The 16,059-nt window shown below is 68.2% G+C and carries 17 protein-coding genes, 2 tRNA genes and 1 riboswitch; of the genes, 11 read left to right on the top strand and 8 right to left on the bottom strand.

What is annotated here, in order from left to right; translation table 11 throughout:
- The coding region (locus NHG85_RS06165) for a hypothetical protein (RefSeq protein ID WP_253330792.1) at nucleotides 1–700 on the bottom strand (700 nt) is incomplete at its 3' end.
- A gap of 179 nt (nucleotides 701–879) precedes the next feature.
- Between NHG85_RS06165 and NHG85_RS06170 the strand changes: the two genes are divergently transcribed.
- Together NHG85_RS06170 and NHG85_RS06175 are read left to right on the top strand one after the other, a co-directional pair.
- Entirely contained in the window at nucleotides 880–1,164 is a 285-nt protein-coding gene (locus tag NHG85_RS06170) for a hypothetical protein (protein ID WP_253330794.1), read from the top strand.
- 25 nt (nucleotides 1,165–1,189) lie between these two features.
- Nucleotides 1,190–1,840 (top strand): winged helix-turn-helix domain-containing protein, encoded by a 651-nt coding sequence (locus NHG85_RS06175; RefSeq protein WP_253330796.1) that lies wholly within the window; start codon nucleotides 1,190–1,192, stop codon nucleotides 1,838–1,840.
- Between the two features lie 7 nt (nucleotides 1,841–1,847).
- On the opposite strand, the gene NHG85_RS06180 is transcribed toward NHG85_RS06175, so the two are convergent.
- Nucleotides 1,848–2,627 carry a Crp/Fnr family transcriptional regulator gene (locus NHG85_RS06180; RefSeq protein ID WP_253330797.1) on the bottom strand — a complete coding sequence of 260 codons (780 nt, stop codon included), beginning with the start codon at nucleotides 2,625–2,627 and terminating at the stop codon, nucleotides 1,848–1,850.
- Nucleotides 2,628–2,747: 120 nt separating this feature from the next.
- Nucleotides 2,748–2,824, bottom strand: a tRNA-Arg gene (locus NHG85_RS06185).
- Nucleotides 2,825–2,931: 107 nt separating this feature from the next.
- On the opposite strand from NHG85_RS06185, the gene NHG85_RS06190 reads away from it, so the two are divergent.
- Together NHG85_RS06190 and NHG85_RS06195 are read left to right on the top strand one after the other, a co-directional pair.
- Entirely contained in the window at nucleotides 2,932–3,957 is a 1,026-nt protein-coding gene (locus NHG85_RS06190) for a LacI family DNA-binding transcriptional regulator (protein WP_253330798.1), read from the top strand.
- A gap of 150 nt (nucleotides 3,958–4,107) precedes the next feature.
- Nucleotides 4,108–5,103, top strand: coding sequence for a sensor histidine kinase (locus tag NHG85_RS06195; RefSeq protein ID WP_253330817.1), 996 nt, complete (start codon nucleotides 4,108–4,110; stop codon nucleotides 5,101–5,103).
- Between the two features lie 139 nt (nucleotides 5,104–5,242).
- On the opposite strand, the gene NHG85_RS06200 is transcribed toward NHG85_RS06195, so the two are convergent.
- Nucleotides 5,243–5,318 (bottom strand) — tRNA-Lys (locus NHG85_RS06200).
- 95 nt (nucleotides 5,319–5,413) lie between these two features.
- Here NHG85_RS06200 and dapF point away from each other — a divergent pair.
- The 3 genes from dapF (at nucleotide 5,414) to NHG85_RS06215 (ending at nucleotide 8,282) form a co-directional block, all read left to right on the top strand.
- Nucleotides 5,414–6,241, top strand: a complete 828-nt coding sequence (gene dapF / locus NHG85_RS06205; protein WP_253330800.1) for a diaminopimelate epimerase — start codon at nucleotides 5,414–5,416, stop codon at nucleotides 6,239–6,241.
- The gene (gene mtaB, locus NHG85_RS06210; protein ID WP_253330801.1) at nucleotides 6,241–7,500 is read left to right on the top strand and encodes a tRNA (N(6)-L-threonylcarbamoyladenosine(37)-C(2))-methylthiotransferase MtaB; all 1,260 of its coding nucleotides are present in this window, start codon (nucleotides 6,241–6,243) and stop codon (nucleotides 7,498–7,500) included. The genes dapF and mtaB overlap by 1 nt, the downstream gene beginning before the upstream one ends.
- A 173-nt stretch (nucleotides 7,501–7,673) precedes the next feature.
- The gene (locus NHG85_RS06215; protein WP_253330803.1) at nucleotides 7,674–8,282 is read left to right on the top strand and encodes a glutathione S-transferase; all 609 of its coding nucleotides are present in this window, start codon (nucleotides 7,674–7,676) and stop codon (nucleotides 8,280–8,282) included.
- A gap of 4 nt (nucleotides 8,283–8,286) precedes the next feature.
- Here NHG85_RS06215 and NHG85_RS06220 read toward each other — a convergent pair whose 3' ends face one another.
- Nucleotides 8,287–8,934 carry an outer membrane protein gene (locus NHG85_RS06220; RefSeq protein ID WP_253330819.1) on the bottom strand — a complete coding sequence of 216 codons (648 nt, stop codon included), beginning with the start codon at nucleotides 8,932–8,934 and terminating at the stop codon, nucleotides 8,287–8,289.
- Nucleotides 8,935–9,258: 324 nt separating this feature from the next.
- Between NHG85_RS06220 and petA the strand changes: the two genes are divergently transcribed.
- Genes petA through NHG85_RS06235 form a run of 3 tightly spaced genes read left to right on the top strand, consistent with a single transcriptional unit; the run spans nucleotide 9,259 to nucleotide 12,034 of the window.
- Nucleotides 9,259–9,819, top strand: a complete 561-nt coding sequence (gene petA / locus NHG85_RS06225) for a ubiquinol-cytochrome c reductase iron-sulfur subunit (protein ID WP_253330804.1) — start codon at nucleotides 9,259–9,261, stop codon at nucleotides 9,817–9,819.
- Nucleotides 9,820–9,830: 11 nt separating this feature from the next.
- Complete coding sequence (locus tag NHG85_RS06230) at nucleotides 9,831–11,174, top strand: cytochrome b (RefSeq protein ID WP_253330806.1); 1,344 nt, start codon at nucleotides 9,831–9,833, stop codon at nucleotides 11,172–11,174.
- 14 nt (nucleotides 11,175–11,188) lie between these two features.
- A complete protein-coding gene (locus NHG85_RS06235) occupies nucleotides 11,189–12,034 on the top strand; it encodes a cytochrome c1 (protein WP_253330807.1) in 846 nt (281 codons plus the stop codon).
- 222 nt (nucleotides 12,035–12,256) lie between these two features.
- Here NHG85_RS06235 and NHG85_RS06240 read toward each other — a convergent pair whose 3' ends face one another.
- Genes NHG85_RS06240 through NHG85_RS06250 form a run of 3 tightly spaced genes read right to left on the bottom strand, consistent with a single transcriptional unit; the run spans nucleotide 12,257 to nucleotide 15,436 of the window.
- The gene (locus tag NHG85_RS06240; RefSeq protein WP_253330808.1) at nucleotides 12,257–12,952 is read right to left on the bottom strand and encodes a thiamine ABC transporter ATP-binding protein; all 696 of its coding nucleotides are present in this window, start codon (nucleotides 12,950–12,952) and stop codon (nucleotides 12,257–12,259) included.
- Nucleotides 12,939–14,441, bottom strand: coding sequence for a thiamine/thiamine pyrophosphate ABC transporter permease ThiP (locus NHG85_RS06245; protein ID WP_253330810.1), 1,503 nt, complete (start codon nucleotides 14,439–14,441; stop codon nucleotides 12,939–12,941). Before NHG85_RS06245 ends, NHG85_RS06240 begins: the two co-directional genes overlap by 14 nt.
- Nucleotides 14,442–14,449: 8 nt before the next feature.
- Nucleotides 14,450–15,436, bottom strand: coding sequence for a thiamine ABC transporter substrate-binding protein (locus tag NHG85_RS06250; RefSeq protein WP_253330812.1), 987 nt, complete (start codon nucleotides 15,434–15,436; stop codon nucleotides 14,450–14,452).
- Between the two features lie 35 nt (nucleotides 15,437–15,471).
- Nucleotides 15,472–15,570, bottom strand: a riboswitch (TPP riboswitch).
- Nucleotides 15,571–15,662: 92 nt separating this feature from the next.
- On the opposite strand from NHG85_RS06250, the gene NHG85_RS06255 reads away from it, so the two are divergent.
- On the top strand, nucleotides 15,663–16,059 hold a 397-nt coding region (locus NHG85_RS06255; RefSeq protein WP_253330814.1), incomplete at its 3' end, for a chorismate synthase.

Genomic DNA, 16,059 nt, shown 5'->3' on the forward strand with positions numbered 1-16,059 from the left:
GGGCCTCGGCGCGGCGCTGGGCCTCGGTCTCGCGTGCGATCTGGGCGAGACGGTCCTGCTCGGCCTGGCGGATGATCTCGGCGCGGCGCGCTTCGGTGTCGCGCCGGGCCCGGGCTTCGGCTTCGGCTCTGGCCTGGGCTTCGGCCTCGGCCCGTGCTTGCGCTTCGGCCCTGGCCTGCGCTTCGGCCCGTGCCTCATCCTCTGCCTGGGTGTCGGTCTGGGCGGAGGAGCCGAGCACCGCGCCGAGGTCGATCCCGAGCTCGCGCCCGAGTTCGCGGCTGATCACGTCGAGCCCCGCCGCACCGCCGCTGCCGCCGAGCACCGCGCCAAGTGCCCCGAGGGCCGCACGCTTGCGCGCATCGCGCTCGCGGTCGCGCGCCTCCTTTGCCTTCTCGGCGGCCTTCTCGGCTTCGGCCTGCGCCTTCTCGGCCCGCTTCTCGGCCTTGCGCTCGGCTTTCCGGCGCGCCTTGCGGGCTTCCTTGCGCGCTTGCGCTTCGGCCTTTTCGCGGTCTTCCGCCTCGCGCGCCTTCTTCTTGTCGCGCTCCTGCTTGGCGGCGGCGCCGATGACGCCCAGTGCCACCAGCCCACCGATCAGCCGACCCATGTTCTGGTTGTCCTGCTGCGCCAACGCCGGGGCGGGCGCCAGCCCGGACAGTCCGAGCGACAATGAAAGGGTCGCGGCGATGAGGCGTCGTGCCATGTCGGTCTCCGTATTTTCGGCTCCCGGCGGAGCGGATACCCTGCGGCCGGCCGATGGTGCGGGGCCGGGGGAGGCAGGTCTTGGGGGCAAAGTTGGGGCAAAGCGCGAGACAGGCAATAACGCGGCGTCTCCGGGGCTGCGTTATTGAATAGCGCCCGCCCGGACCGCATGGTGACCCCATGAAAACCCTCGCACTCTCCCTTTGCCTCCTCATCGCCGGTGCCGCTTCGGCGCAGGCGGCCTGTTACGCCGACTACAAGGCCAAGCGCGACGATCCGCTCAGGCTGCATTACGGCGTTGCCGAAATCTCCGCGCCATGCGACCAACCCGAAGCCGCCGCGGACGAGCTGCGCCCGCGGCTGGGCTCGGATGACTGGGTGCTTTTGTCCATCGTGAGCCTGTTCGGCGACGAGGGACTGGAGAAAAGGCGGGACAGTGCAGGCGATTACTACCTCCGCTACTGAAGCGAGACAGGCCGGCAACAGGATCGTGACCGCGGGGCTCGCCGCGATCGCGCTTTTGCTGGTCGGCGCGGCGATCCTGCTCTTCGTCAACCTGCCCGATGCCAATGCCTTCAACGCCCGGGTCGAGCAGCTCTTCGTCGAGAACGACGATCTGACCGCGCAGGCCGAGATCAAGCTTCTGGAGATCCTCGCGCAATCGGGCACCGCCTTTTCCGAGACGCTGACCTCCTACCGCTTCGTGATCTTCGTGCTGCTGACCTTCGCGCTCGCCATGCTGGTGGCGGCAGTGGCGTTCCTCTTGATGCTGGTGCAGCTCAACCGTCGCATGGGCCGGATCGAGCGCAAGGGGATCGAGGTCAACAGCCTCGTCATCGCGCGCGACCAGAACGCGGTCCACCTCAACGACTTCGAGTTCAAGCTGACGCCGGCGGCGATCGAGACGCTGTCGGTGCTGGCCGAGGCGCGGATGGATGACGAGGTGCTGTCGGGCTCGCAGATCGAGGCGGTGATCTCGGGCCGATCGGCCGCCGATTGCGACGAAGCGGCGGGGGCCACACGGATCAAGCGGCTGCGCGACAGCCTGGGCAACCAGCTGGTCAGCGAGCTTCTGGTCAAGAACATCGCCAAGCGCGGCTATGTGCTGTCGATCGACAAATCCGTGATCCGGATGCAGTGAGCCCGGCTCACTCCGCCAGGAGACGCGCATATTCCGCCTCGGGCACGCCGTAGCAGCCGCCCACCATCCGCTCGAGCCCCGCGCGGTCGTTGATGCGGATCAGCCCGCGCGTGGCGCGCACCAGCCCCTGCCCCTCGAGGATATGCAGCGAAACGGTGACCCCGGCCCGGCGCACGCCCAGCATCACGGAGAGGAAATCATGCGTCAGCGGCACCTCGTCGCTGCCGAGCCGGTCGTGGCACATCAGCAGCCAGCGCGCGAGGCGGGCGTCGAGCTTCAGCTTGGCATTGGCGAGCGCGGTATGCGCCGTCTGCACCGACAGCGCGTGGCAGTAGTGCAGCAGCCGCTCGTGCAGCGCCTCGTTGTCCATCATCTCGCGCAGGCGCGACACCGCCATGCGATGGCCGCTGCCGCCGATCTGCACGGTGGTCTGGTGCGGCGAACGATCGGTGCCGAGCGCCACCATGCTGCCCGACATGCCCTCACGCCCGACCAGCCCGGCCTCGATCTGGGCATCGCCCTCGGGCGTCATCGCGACGATCGATATCACGCCGCCGGTCGGGAAGTAGACATACTCGATCAACTCGCCCGGCTGTTCGATGACCAACCCCTGCGGCAGGTCAACGGGTTCGAGATGGGCAAGCATGAGATCCGCCAGATCCGCCGGTATGCGCGCCAGCAGCTGGTTGCCCTCGCCTCTCGTACCTTTTTCCTCGACCTTCATCGGCACCTTCTTCAACCGGCGGGTCGCGTCATGGGTTTCGCGGCCCCAACAGGACAGGCCCATCGGGGGCCGGATCCGATCTAGGTGCTAGTGGCACACAACCGCAAACACCAGTACGTGACATTGTTCCGTGCGAACTCGCACAGAAACAATGCCGCAAATCGGCGTTTCTGTCATGGGAAATGGCGACCCCGGCAGGATTCGAACCTGCAACCTGCCCCTTAGGAGGGGGCTGCTCTATCCAGTTGAGCCACGGAGCCGCGTCCCCTCTCCATGCCCCGCTTTGCCCGGTGCGTCAACGCCGCTTGGACAAGCCGCGCGGTGCAGCCTATAGCTCGGGAATGCTCGGAACTCGCGGACACCACCCATGACCATACCCCCCCGCCGCCCCCTGACCCTGCGCGACGTCTCCGAGGCCTCGGGGGTCAGCGAGATGACCGTGAGCCGCGTGCTGCGCAACAAGGGCGACGTGAGCGAGGCCACGCGCGCCAAGGTGCGCGCCGCGGCCAAGAAGCTCGGCTACGTGCCCAACCGCATCGCGGGCTCGCTGGCGTCGAGCCGGGTGAACCTGGTGGCGGTGATCATCCCCTCCCTGGGCAACATGGTCTTTCCAGAGGTGCTCTCGGGCATTTCGGAAACGCTGGCGGGCACCGGCCTGCAGCCGGTGTTCGGCGTGACCGACTACCTGCCCGACACCGAGGAACGGGTGCTGTTCGAGATGCTGTCGTGGCGCCCCTCGGGGGTGATCATCGCCGGGCTCGAGCACAACGAGGCGAGCCGGGCGATGCTGATGCGCGCCGAGATCCCGGTGGTCGAGATCATGGACAGCGACGGCGCGCCGATCGACGCCTGCGTCGGCATCAGCCACCGCCGGGCCGGCCGCGAGATGGCCGAGGCGATCCTGCGCGAGGGCTACCGCCGGATCGGCTTTCTCGGCACCAAGATGCCCGCCGACCACCGGGCGCGCAAACGCTTCGAGGGCTTCACCCGCCATCTCGCTCGCGCCGGTGTCGAGATCGCGGACCAGGAGTTCTACTCGGGCGGCTCGGCGCTCAAGAAGGGGCGCGAGATGACCGAGGCGATCCTGTCGCGCACGCCCGATCTCGACTTCCTCTACTATTCCAACGACATGATCGGCGCGGGCGGCCTGTTGCAGCTGCTCGAGCGGGGAATCGACATCCCGGGCCAGATCGGGATCGCCGGGTTCAACGGGGTCGAGCTTCTCGACGGGCTGCCCTGTCAGCTTGCCACGATGGATGCCTGCCGCCGGGAGATCGGCCGCGAGGCGGCGCGCATCATCGCCGCGCGCTGCGCCAACCCCTCCGAGGGCGGCGGCGAGCGGGTCGAGCTGACTCCGCTGATCGCGCGGGGCGACACGCTGCGGCGCAGCTGACCCTTTCCCGGACGCGGGGTACGGGATCGGACATGTCGCGCATCGCGCCAATCCGGGCTTCGCAGGACGGCGATTCTACCTTAGCCTGTTATCCACAGGTCACGTTGGGGAACGTGGCGCGGGGACGAGGGAGATGCAGGCTTGACCAAGATGCCGCTGCACCTGACGCCGCGGGAGGTCGATACTTTCATCGGCTTTCTGGATGACGGCTTTTGCATTTGCGAGATCATCACCGATGCCGCCGGACGACCGGTCGACTATCGATTCCTCCAGATGAACCCGCAGTTCGAGGAAATGACCGGGCTGCACGGCGCGCGCGGGCGCACCGCGCTCGAAATGGTGCCGGATCTCGAACCTGTCTGGATCGAGACATACGGGCGGATCGCCCTCGAGGGGCAGCCGCAGCGGTTCCAGCAGTCCTCCGAGGCCATGGGCCGGCATTTCGATGTCTACGCCGCCCCGATCGAACCATACGGCCGCTTTGCCATCCAGTTTCGCGACATCACCGCGACCAAGCAGATCGAGGTCGAGCGCGAAGCGGCGCTGGCCGAGGCGCAGCACCTGCTGGCGGAGCTCAACCACCGCGTGATGAACAGTCTCGGCACCATCTCCTCGATCATCGCGATGGAATCGCGCGTCCGCGAGGAGGGCGAGGGGCGCCAGGCGCTGCGGCGCATCCATGCGCGAGTGCAGGCCGTTGCCAATCTCTATCGCAGGCTGAACGCCTCCGGTTCGATCGATACCGTCTGCTCGCGCGATTACCTCGTCCAGATCACCGAAGGGCTCGCCGCATCGATCGGCCGCGAGGACATCCGCATCGAGGCCCGGATCACGCCGATGCGGCTGTCGACGCGGATCGCGGTGCCATTGGGCCTCATCGTCAACGAACTCGTCACCAACAGCCTGAAATACGCCTTTGCCGAGAATGTGTCGGGCACGGTGACGGTGACGCTCGATCACGACACGCCCGGAGGGCTGCGGCTCGAGGTGCGCGACGATGGCCAGGGGCTCGACCCGCGCCCCCGCAGCGACAGCGGCATCGGGCAGAAGCTGGTCCGGGCCTTCGCCACCCAGCTCGGCGGCGATCCGGTGATCGACAGCGGCCCCGGCGGGACGGTGGTGCGCCTGCGCTTTCCGAACGCCTAGATCCCGCCTTTGCGCCCTTGCATCAGGCTTGCGCCATGACGCGGCACCGCCGCCCGGAAACGGCTGGCGGTGTCATGCCGCGGCTGGGGAAGGCATGCGCTCCCGCCCCGTCCGCGATCGATGATCCTGGAGTGATCAGTGGTGAGCCGTGCAGGATTCGAACCTGCGACCCACTGATTAAAAGTCAGTTGCTCTACCAACTGAGCTAACGGCCCACTGGGCGGCTATCTACGGTTAGCGGCGGGGGGGGTCAACCGCAAATTTACGCTTTTTCTGGATAAACTTCACGGGCTTTGCTATTGGCCCCGCCATGCAGCAGAACACCCCTCCCGGCCTGCCGTTCATGAAGATGCACGGGCTTGGCAACGACTTCGTCGTGATCGACGCGCGCGCCCCCGTGGCCGCCGTGACGCCCGATCTCGCCCGCGCCATCGCCGACCGGCATCGCGGCGTCGGCTTCGATCAGCTGGCGGTGATCCATGCCGGCGCCGGGCCGGGCGACGGAGCCGATCTGCACCTCGTCTTCTGGAACGCCGACGGCTCGACCTCGGCGGCCTGCGGCAACGTTACGCGCTGCATCGCGGCCTGGGAGATGGCGCGCACCGGCAAGCCCGCGCTCGACATCACCACCGAGCGCGGCCGACTTGCGGCGCGGCAGGCAGGCGACGGGCTGGTGGCGGTCAACATGGGTCAGCCGCAGTTGCGCTGGGACGAGATCCCACTGGCGCGCGAGATGGACACGCTGTCGCTTCCCATCGATGGCGCGCCCACGGCAACCGGCATGGGCAACCCGCATTGCAGCTTCTTTGTCGAGGATGCCGAAGCCGTCGACATCGAACGCTTCGGTCCCGCGCATGAGCATCACCCGCTTTACCCCGAGCGCACCAACGTACAGGTGGCGCAGGTCACCGGCCCCGACCGGATCCGCATGCGGGTCTGGGAGCGCGGCGCGGGGCTGACGCTGGCCTCTGGCTCGTCGAGCTGCGCCGTGGCCGTGGCCGCCGCCCGCCGGGGTCTGACATCGCGCGCCGTCACCATCGATCTCGATGGCGGCACGCTTCACATCGACTGGCGCGAGGACGGGGTCTGGATGACCGGGCCCGTCGCGCATGTCTTCGACGGGGTCTGGAGGCTCTGATGGACCGCAAAGCACCGATCTTCGCCACGATGGGCTGTCGGCTCAACGCCTATGAGACCGAGGCGATGAAGGATCTCGCCGCGCGGGCGGGGGTCGAGGACGCGGTGGTGGTCAACACCTGCGCCGTCACCGCCGAGGCGGTGCGCAAGGCCGGACAGGAGATCCGCCGCCTGCGGCGCGAGAATCCCCTGGCCAAGATCATCGTCACCGGCTGCGCCGCGCAGACCGAGCCCGAGCGATTCTCGCAGATGGCCGAGGTCGACATGGTGATCGGCAACACCGAGAAGATGCAGCCCGAAACCTGGAAGGGCATGGCGCCCGACCTGATCGGCGCGACAGAACCGGTTCAGGTCGACGACATCATGTCCGTCACCGAGACCGCCGGCCACCTGATCGACGGCTTCGGCAGCCGCAGCCGCGCCTATGTGCAGGTGCAGAACGGCTGCGACCACCGCTGCACTTTCTGCATCATCCCTTACGGGCGCGGCAATTCGCGCTCGGTCCCCGCGGGCGTGGTGGTCGAGCAGATCAGGCGGCTGGTGGATCGCGGCTACGAAGAGGTCGTGCTCACCGGCGTCGATCTGACGAGCTGGGGCGCCGACCTGCCCGCCACGCCGCGCTTGGGCGATCTGGTGATGCGCATTCTCAAGCTCATTCCCGACCTGCCGCGCCTGCGCATCTCCTCGATCGATTCGATCGAGGTGGACGAAAACCTGATGCAGGCGATCGCCACCGAGACACGGCTCATGCCGCATCTGCACCTCTCGCTGCAGCATGGCGACGACCTGATCCTCAAGCGGATGAAGCGCCGCCATCTGCGCGACGACGCGATCGCCTTCGCGCAGGAGGCGCGCCGCCTGCGCCCCGACATGACCTTCGGCGCCGACATCATTGCGGGCTTTCCGACCGAGACCGAGGCGATGTTCGAGAACTCCCTGAAGCTGGTCGAGGACTGCGGGCTGACATGGCTGCATGTCTTTCCCTACTCGGCCCGCCCCGGCACCCCGGCCGCGAAGATGCCGCAGGTGAACGGGCGCGACATCAAGACCCGCGCCGCCCGGCTGCGCGCCGCGGGCGATGCCGCGGCACAGGCCCATCTCGCGGCGCAGGTCGGTCAGCGCCACCGCGTGCTGATGGAAAGCCCCCGCATGGGCCGGACCGAGCATTTCGCCGAGGTGGATTTCACAAAGGACCAGCCCGAGGGCCGCATCGTCGAGACCGTGATCACCGGCGTCTCGGGCACGCGGCTGACCGCCTGAGCACGCCTCCCGGTTCATCTTTCTCCAAATACGCAAATCCCCCGGTCCATGACCGGTGCGCGGGCCGGCATGGGGCGTCATGCGTATTTTCGGGAAAGATGGACCAGAGGCGCGCCCCTTGCACGAAACGGATGGCGCTGCTTGACTGCGCGAAGCCAGCCGGAGCGTTCCACATGAAACTTCTCACCTCCCCCGCCTCGCCCTTCGCCCGCAAGGTCCGCATCGTGCTGCACGAGACCGGGCAGGCCGATGAGGTCACCGAGATCGCCGCCGCGACCGACCCCTTCGGTGACCCGGTCGACGTGATCCACGCCAACCCGCTGGGCAAGATCCCGGCGCTGGTGCGCGATGACGGCCCCGCGCTTTATGACAGCCGGGTCATCACCCGGTTTCTCGACGCGCGCGCGGGCGGGCGGCTCTACCCCGAGGCCCGGATCTGGGAGGTGCTGACGCTCGAGGCCACTGCAGACGGCATCATGGACGCGGCCCTGGCGATGGTGCTGGAGCTGCGCCTGCGCGCCGAGGGCGAGCGTTCGCCCAAGTGGATCGAAGGGCAGTGGCGCAAGGTGGAGCGCGGACTCGACGCGATCGAGGATCGCTGGATCAGCCATCTGGGCGGGCAGCTCGACATGGGGCAGATCGCCGTGGCCTGCGCGCTGGGCTATCTCGACCTGCGCCACGCCGCGCGCGACTGGCGCGCTGCACGGCCGCAGCTCGCCCAATGGGCGGACCGCTTCTCCGCGCGCGACAGCATGATCGCCACCGCGCCGCCCGCCGCCTGAGATTTCAGAAGTTGAAGCTGACGCCGAGGTTGAGCGCGTTGGTGACGATGTCCGATTCTAGCGTGCCGCCACCGATCAGATCGGCCTCGTTCTGGGAATAGGTGCCCTTGTACTCGCCGAAAACCGAGACGCTGTCGGTCACGTCGTAGCTCGCCCCGGCCATCAGCGCCACCGCCGGCCCGGTGAGCTGGTATTCGTCGGTACGGCCCTGGCCGTCGTCATACTCGACCCGCGGCACCGCGACGCCCAGGCCGCCGCCGACATAGGGCGTCAGCCCGTAGGCGGCATCGGGAAAGCGGCGGTAGGCGTTCAGCGTCAGGATGTTCAACCCGTCGGTGAACTCCAGCGTGTCGAGCCCCTCGTCGGCGAGAGTCTCGTCGTCGGCATAGACCTTGGTGTGGTTGAAATCGAGACCGAAGCCGAGATCGTCCCCGCGCCACCAGGTGGCGCGCAGGCCGTAATGCGGCGGCGCATCGAAGGAGTTGCCCTCCCAGCCCGCGGTGAAGTCGCGGTCGCTCGTGGAGCCGGGGCGGTCGACCGTGACGTTCGAATGCGGCGCGCTTTGAACACCGCCATAAAAGCTCAGCTCGACCTCGGCCTGGCCGAGAGCGGGAACGAGGACAAAGAGCAGCGGTGCGGCAAGGCGGAACATCGAATACGGGCTTTCGAGCAGACGGTGACAGGAGGGCAGCAGGCAGGCTGGGGCCATTATCACCCTTATCTGGGTCCAGAGGAGTCGAACTCCAGGCTCACGGCGATTCACTTCGGCGTTGTCGCATTCGCGCAACGCAGGCCGCGCGCCCGCCCCCTTGTCGGGGCGGCCCCTGCGTCCTAGGTGCCTCCGGCTGCGCGCTATTGTCCGCTGGACGGGCGCGGGATTGATGGCTAAACAGCGCCAAAACGCCAAGCGGGTCACGGCCCGCGGTCTTTTGCCGTCCGGGCGACGCCGCCCCAGCCATACCGGAGATCACCCCCCGTGTCACACGCAGACGATCATCAGGGCACCCGCCGCGATTTTCTCTACTATGCCACCGCAGGGGCGGGGGCCGTCGTGGCCGGCGCCGCCGTCTGGCCGCTGGTCAACCAGATGAACCCCTCGGCCGACGTGCTCGCACTCGCCTCGATCCGGGTCGATGTCTCCGGCGTCCAGCCGGGCACGCAGCTGACCGTGCTGTGGCAGGGCAAGCCGGTCTTCATCCGCGCCCGCACCGAGGCCGAGATCGCCGAGGCGCGCGAGGTCGATGTCGACTCGCTGCCCGACCCGGTGGCGCAGAACGAGAACCTCGCCGGCGCCGCGCTCGCGACCGACGAGAACCGCGCGCTCGACGAGACCGGCACCTGGCTCGTGCAGATGGGCGTCTGCACCCATCTGGGCTGCGTGCCGCTGGGCGAGCAGGGTGATTTCGGCGGCTGGTTCTGCCCCTGCCACGGCTCGCACTACGACACGGCGGGCCGCATCCGCAAAGGCCCCGCGCCGCGCAACCTGCCCATCCCCGTCGCCGAATTCGTCGACGAGACGACCATCAAGCTCGGCTGAGGAGACCTCTGATGTCCGGTATTCCGCACGATCATTACGAACCCAAGACAGGCGGCGAGCGCTGGCTCAACAACCGTCTGCCGGTCCTCGGCCTGCTCTATGACACGCTGATGATTCCGACGCCCAAGAACCTCAACTGGATGTGGATCTGGGGCATCGTCCTGACCTTCACCCTGGCGCTGCAGATCATCACCGGCATCGTGCTGGTGATGCATTACACGCCGCATGTCGACATGGCCTTCGCCAGCGTCGAACACATCATGCGCGACGTGAACGGCGGCTTCATGCTGCGCTACCTGCACGCCAACGGCGCCTCGCTGTTCTTCGTGGCGGTCTATGCGCATATCTTCCGCAGCCTCTACTACGGCAACTACAAATCGCCGCGCGAGGTGACCTGGATCATCGGCATCCTGATGTACCTGCTGATGATGGGCACCGCCTTCATGGGCTACGTGCTGCCCTGGGGCCAGATGTCGTTCCACGGCACCGCCGTGATCACCGGCCTGTTCGGCGCCATCCCCTTCGTGGGCGAGGCGATCCAGACCTGGCTTCTGGGCGCCTCGGCGGTGGGCCAGCCGGCGCTGAACCGCTTCTTCTCGCTGCACTACCTGATGCCCTTCATCCTGGCGGGCCTGACGATCGTGCACATCTGGGCCTTCCACTCGACCGGCAACAACAACCCCACCGGGGTCGAGGTGCGCCGCACCTCGAAGGAAGAGGCCAAGCGCGACACCCTGCCCTTCTGGCCCTACTTCGTGATGAAGGACCTCTTCGCGCTGGCGATCGTGCTGATGATCTTCTTTGCCATCGTCGGCTTCATGCCCAACTACCTCGGCCACCCCGACAACTACATCGAGGCGAACCCGCTGGCGACGCCCGCGCACATCGTCCCCGAATGGTACTTCCTGCCCTTCTACGCGATCCTGCGTGCCTTCACCGCCGACGTCTGGGTCGTGATGTTCGCCAACTGGATCAGCTTCGGCATCATCGACGCGAAGTTCTTCGGCGTGATCGCCATGTTCGGCGCCATCGCGGTGATCGCGCTCGCGCCCTGGCTCGACACCTCCTCGGTGCGCTCGGGCCGGTATCGCCCGATGTTCAAGTGGTGGTTCGCGCTGCTGGTGGTCGACTTCTTCGTGCTGATGTGGGGCGGCGCGATGCCCGCCGAGGGGATCTACCCCTACATCTCGCTGATCGGCGCGGCCTACTGGTTCGGCTACTTCCTCGTGATCCTGCCGCTCCTGGGCGTCATCGAGAAGCCGCTGCCGATGCCGGCGACGATCGAGGACGACTTCAACGCCCATTACGACCCCAAGACCGGCGGCACCCATACCGTCGTCAAGCCGGCCGAGTGAGAAAGGCAAGACACATGCTGAGAACCGTCACGCTTGCCGCAGTCGCGGCGATGGGCCTCGCCGGCACCGCCATGGCCGCCGAGTCCGACACGCTCATTACGGATTACGATTTCCCCTACGAGGGCCCCTTCGGGGCCTTCGACCAGATGCAACTCCAGCGCGGCCTTCAGGTCTACACCGAGGTCTGCGCCGCCTGCCACGGCCTGAAGTACGTCTCCTACCGCAACCTGCATGACGAGGGCGGCCCCGGCCTGCCCGAGGATCAGGTCCGCGCCTATGCCGCGCAGTTCGAGACCTTCGACGAGGAGATCGACGACTATCGCCCGGCCACCCCGGCGGACAAGTTCCCCGAGAGCGCCCTGCCCGAAGCGCCCGACCTGTCGCTGATGGCCAAGTCGCGCGCGGGCTTCTCCGGCCCCTATGGGTCCGGCATGAACCAGCTGTTCAAGGGTATGGGCGGGCCGGAGTACATCGCCTCGCTGCTGACCGGCTACAAGGACGCGCCCGCCTGCGCGCCCGAGGATTTCCCGGGCTACTACAACGTCGCCTTCGGTGCCGGCGGCTTTCCTGAAAGCTGCATCGACGAAGAGGGGCACCACATGGCGCCCGGCTCGTGGATCGCCATGCCGCCGCCGCTCTTGGGCGACGACGTGGTCTACGAAGACGGTCACCCGGCTACCATCGAGGAAGAATCCAAGGACGTCACCGCCTTCATGATGTGGACCGCCGAGCCCAAGATGATGGCCCGCAAGCAGGCCGGCTTCACCGGCGTGCTGTTCCTCGGCCTGCTCGCGGTGCTGCTCTACCTCACCAACAAGCGGATCTGGCACCGCGCCAAATACGGCCCGCGCGACGAGTGATCGCCGTGGCCTGATCCTGAGAGGGGCGCTCCGAAAGGGGCGCCCCTTTTTCGTGGGTGGTGCCATCGCCGGGGCTGGCGGGATTTGCGTATTTCAGGAAAGATGAATGGGATGGAGCACCATTCATGGCACTGCACTGCCCTGCCCTCGTTCATCTTTCTCCAAATACGCATGGCGCCCCAGTCGCGGCCATCCCGCCGCCGGCAGTGACGCGCCAGCGCTTCAGCGCCCGAGATAGGCCCTGAGCGCCAGGGGCGGATCGGCCAGCAGCGGCCCGGCGGGCTTCGGCGGCTCGGCGCGCCTTGCATCGACCAGCACGATGTCGCTGGCGATGCGTGCGGCGTCCTCGGGGTCGTGGCTCACCATCAGGAGCGTGCGCCCCTCCCCTGCCAGCACCGTGCGCGCCAGATCGAGCATCTCCATCCGAAGCCCCGGCCCCAGCGCAGCGAAGGGCTCGTCCAAGAGGACCAAGGGCCGGTCCATCAGCAGCACGCGGGCCAGCGCCGCGCGGCTCTGCTGCCCGCCCGAAAGCGCCGCGGGCCTGCGCCCTTCCATGCCGCGCAGTCCGACACGCTCCAGCACCTTTGCGATCCGGTCGCGTCGGCCCGCGTCGAGCCGCCCCTTCGGGTCGATCCCCAGCGCGAGGTTGCGCTCGATGGTCAGGTGCGGAAACAGGTTGTTGTCCTGAAACAGGATCGAGATCGGCCTTTGCGCGGGGCTCAGCCCGGTCAGGTCGCGCCCGTTCCATGAGACACGCCCCCCATCGGGGGCGAGAAACCCCGCGATCGCGGCGAGCAGCGTCGACTTGCCGCCGCCGGATGGCCCCATGACGGCGCAGATCGTGCCGTCGGACAATGCCCAATCCGCCGAGAGGGCAAAGTCACCCTGCCGGATCTCCAGTCCCTCAAGCCGCAGCATCGACCCGCCCTCCCCTGTCGAAGATCCAGAACAGCGCGAGGCTGATCGCCAGCAGGACGAGCGCCACGCCTGCGGCCTGCTCCATCCGGTAGGCCGACATCAGCCGCACCATGAGAAGCGGCAGCGTCGCCTGCCCGTCGCCCGCGAACAATGCGATCACGCCCAGATCGCCCATCGACAGCGCCGCGGTGAGCCCGGCGGCAAAGCCCAGCGGGCGGCGGATGCGCGGCAGGATCAACCAGCGCAGCCGCGCCAGCCCCTGCAGCCCGAGGCTGTCGGCCAACCGGCCATGCCCAGCCTCGGCCTGCGCCACAGCGGGCGCGATCACCCGCGCCGCGAAAGGCAGCGCCATCACCGCGTTGACCAGCATGGTCACCAGAAGCGCCACCTCGCGCGGCGAGACGAACGGATGCAGCAGCACGAAAAGCCCCGTGCCCATCACCAGCCCCGAGGCCGCGAGCGGCAGCAGCATCGACAGCCGCGCCAGCGCCCCGCCCCGCAGCGCGAGAGCCAGCGCCATCACCAGCGTCAGCGCCGTCGCCCCCAGCGCCACGGCCACCGACCGCGCCGCCGCAGGCCAAAGCCCGCCCGGCAGCTCCGCCAGCCCCGGCAGACCGCGCCCGAGGATCATCGCGAGGGGCGTCATGAGAAACAGCGCCGCCAGCGTCACCGCGAGTGCATCGATCACCCGCCCGCCCGGCGCATGATGCTCGACCACCCGGTCGAGCCCCGCGCCGAGCGCCTCCGGCGCGCCCGCCGCGCGCAGGCCCAGTGCCGCCGCGGCGCAGAGCGCGAACTGCACCACTGCCAACATCGCCGCGCGGCCCAGATCGAAATCGAATCGCACCGCCTGGTAGATCGCCAGCTCCACCGTCGTCGCCCGCGGCCCGCCGCCCAGCGTCAGCGCCACGGCAAAGCTCGTCAGGCAGATGAGGAAGATCACCGCGAAAGCGCCCGGCGCCACGGCGCGCAGCATCGGTCCTTCCAGCAGCCGCCCCACCGGCGCGCCGAGCGAGGCGGCAAGGCGGAAGCGCTCGGCCGGGATCGACAGCCAGCCCTGCAGGATCAGCCGCACCGCCAGCGGCAGGTTGAAGAACACATGCGCCAGCACCACCCCGTGCCAGCCATAGACCGAAACGGGCCCGAGTCCCGCGAGGCCCAGCGCATCGTTGAGAATGCCGCCGCGGCCGAACACGCCGATGAGCCCGATCACCGCGACGATCACCGGCAGGATGAAGGGCGCGCCCAGAAGCGTCACCAGCGCCGCGCGGCCCGGAAACCGCCGCCGCGCCAGCGCCCGGGCGACCGGGATGGCCAGCACGACCGAGGCCAGCGCCGAGAGCGCGGCCTGCCAGACCGTGAAGCGGATCGCGGCCCAGTCTGCGGGGCCAAGGCGCAGCGCGAAACCCGCGCGCCAAGCCACCGCGCCAAGCGTGCCCAGCGTCAGCGCCAGCACCAGCCCGGCGGCGATGCCGCCGGGCCACCGCATTCCGCGCGTTATTGCGACAGCCCCTGCCGCCATGCCTCGACCGCCCCGTCGCGCCGTGCGTCGGCCTCCGCCTCGGGCAGCCAGATCGCCTTTTCGGGCATGGCGATGGATTGGAAGCCTTCGGGCCATTCGGCCTTGGGCAGGGCCGAGGGGTAGGACCAGTTCGAGGTCGGAATCAGCGACTGGAATTCGGGGCTGACCACGAACTGCATGAACTGCGCCGCAAGTTCGGGCTCATCGGCCCCTTCGAGTTGGGCCGCCAGCTCGATGGTCATGTAATGCCCCTCCTCGAAGATCGCCGCCGACACTGTGTCGTCCTCTTCGGCGATCGCGTGATAGGCGGGCGACGTGGTGTAGCTCAGCACCATGTCGACCTCGCCCTCGGTGAAGAGGCCGTAGGATTCGGACCAGCCGGGCGTCACGGTGGTGATCTTGGGCGCGAGATCGGCCCACTTGGTTTCCGCCTCCTCGCCGAAGACCTCCTCGGCCCAGAGCGCCAGCGACAGGCCGGAGACCGAGCTGCGCGGGTCCTGGATCGCGATTCTCAGATCGTCGGGCGCCTCCACCAGCGCCTCGAAGCTTTCCGGCACATCCGTCAGCGCCTCGTTGTCGTAGACAAAGGCAAGGTAGGACCAGTCGAAGGGCAGGAAGACCTCGTCGGTCCAGTCGATCGGCAGGGTCAGCGCGGCGGTGTCGACGCCGTGCGGGGCAAAGAGCCCGGTCTCGCGCGCGGCCTTCATCTCGGTCGAATCAAAGCCGATGGCGACATCGGCCTCGGCGCGCGCGCCCTCGAGCTTGAGCCGGGGCAGCAGGTCGCCGGTCTGGTAATCGACCGAGCAGTCGCACTGCGCTTCGAAGGCCTCCGCGATCGCGGGGCCGGGGCCCCATTCGGAGGCGAAGTAGTCGGGGGCGTAGACGGTGAGGGTCCGGTCCTGCGCGGCCGCCGGCAGGGCGGCGAGCGACAGGGCGAGACCCGCGATCAGGCGATGGTGCATGGTCATCCTCCGATGCGGGCGAAGAGCAAGGAGGACGCATGTCCCGAAACCTTCCCTCCGCCGGTGTGATCCGGTTCAGGTTCAACGGGTCCGCGCGATGCGCATCTCAGCCAGTGGCCCCCCGAGGTGGGGCGGACACTACGCCATCGCGCGCCATGCGCAAGCCCCCGCCCTTTCCCCCGCACCCGCCCCGCGCTACACCGGCCCCGCCACAAGGAGAGCGCCCATGTCCCTCAACAGCTTCGGCCACCTGTTCCGCGTCACCACATGGGGCGAAAGCCACGGCCCCGCGCTCGGCGCCACGGTCGACGGCTGCCCGCCGGGGGTGGAGATCCGCGAGGAGGATCTACAGGTCTGGCTCGACAAGCGGCGTCCCGGCCAGAACAAGCACACCACGCAAAGGCGCGAGCCCGACGCGGTGGAGATCCTGTCGGGCGTGTTCGAGGAGAGATCGACCGGCACGCCGATCCAGCTGATGATCCGCAACACCGATCAGCGCTCCAAGGATTACGGCGACATCGCCGAGACCTTCCGCCCCGGCCATGCCGACATCGCCTATCACCTGAAATACGGGCTGCGCGACTATCGCGGCGGGGGCCGGTCGAGCGCGCGCGAGACCGCCG

The organism is Limimaricola litoreus, assembly GCF_024159025.1.
Classification (GTDB): Bacteria; Pseudomonadota; Alphaproteobacteria; order Rhodobacterales; family Rhodobacteraceae; genus Limimaricola; species Limimaricola litoreus.

Excerpts from the sequence above, each read along its gene's own strand:
- NHG85_RS06170 (WP_253330794.1), top strand. The coding sequence starts at position 880 with ATGAAAACCCTCGCACTCTCCCTTTGCCTCCTCATCGCCGGTGCCGCT.
- NHG85_RS06180 (WP_253330797.1), bottom strand. The coding sequence starts at position 2,627 with ATGGGCCTGTCCTGTTGGGGCCGCGAAACCCATGACGCGACCCGCCGG.
- NHG85_RS06190 (WP_253330798.1), top strand. The coding sequence starts at position 2,932 with ATGACCATACCCCCCCGCCGCCCCCTGACCCTGCGCGACGTCTCCGAG.
- NHG85_RS06195 (WP_253330817.1), top strand. The coding sequence starts at position 4,108 with ATGCCGCTGCACCTGACGCCGCGGGAGGTCGATACTTTCATCGGCTTT.
- dapF (WP_253330800.1), top strand. The coding sequence starts at position 5,414 with ATGCAGCAGAACACCCCTCCCGGCCTGCCGTTCATGAAGATGCACGGG.
- mtaB (WP_253330801.1), top strand. The coding sequence starts at position 6,241 with ATGGACCGCAAAGCACCGATCTTCGCCACGATGGGCTGTCGGCTCAAC.
- NHG85_RS06215 (WP_253330803.1), top strand. The coding sequence starts at position 7,674 with ATGAAACTTCTCACCTCCCCCGCCTCGCCCTTCGCCCGCAAGGTCCGC.
- NHG85_RS06220 (WP_253330819.1), bottom strand. The coding sequence starts at position 8,934 with ATGTTCCGCCTTGCCGCACCGCTGCTCTTTGTCCTCGTTCCCGCTCTC.
- NHG85_RS06230 (WP_253330806.1), top strand. The coding sequence starts at position 9,831 with ATGTCCGGTATTCCGCACGATCATTACGAACCCAAGACAGGCGGCGAG.
- NHG85_RS06235 (WP_253330807.1), top strand. The coding sequence starts at position 11,189 with ATGCTGAGAACCGTCACGCTTGCCGCAGTCGCGGCGATGGGCCTCGCC.
- NHG85_RS06240 (WP_253330808.1), bottom strand. The coding sequence starts at position 12,952 with ATGCTGCGGCTTGAGGGACTGGAGATCCGGCAGGGTGACTTTGCCCTC.
- NHG85_RS06245 (WP_253330810.1), bottom strand. The coding sequence starts at position 14,441 with ATGCGGTGGCCCGGCGGCATCGCCGCCGGGCTGGTGCTGGCGCTGACG.
- NHG85_RS06250 (WP_253330812.1), bottom strand. The coding sequence starts at position 15,436 with ATGCACCATCGCCTGATCGCGGGTCTCGCCCTGTCGCTCGCCGCCCTG.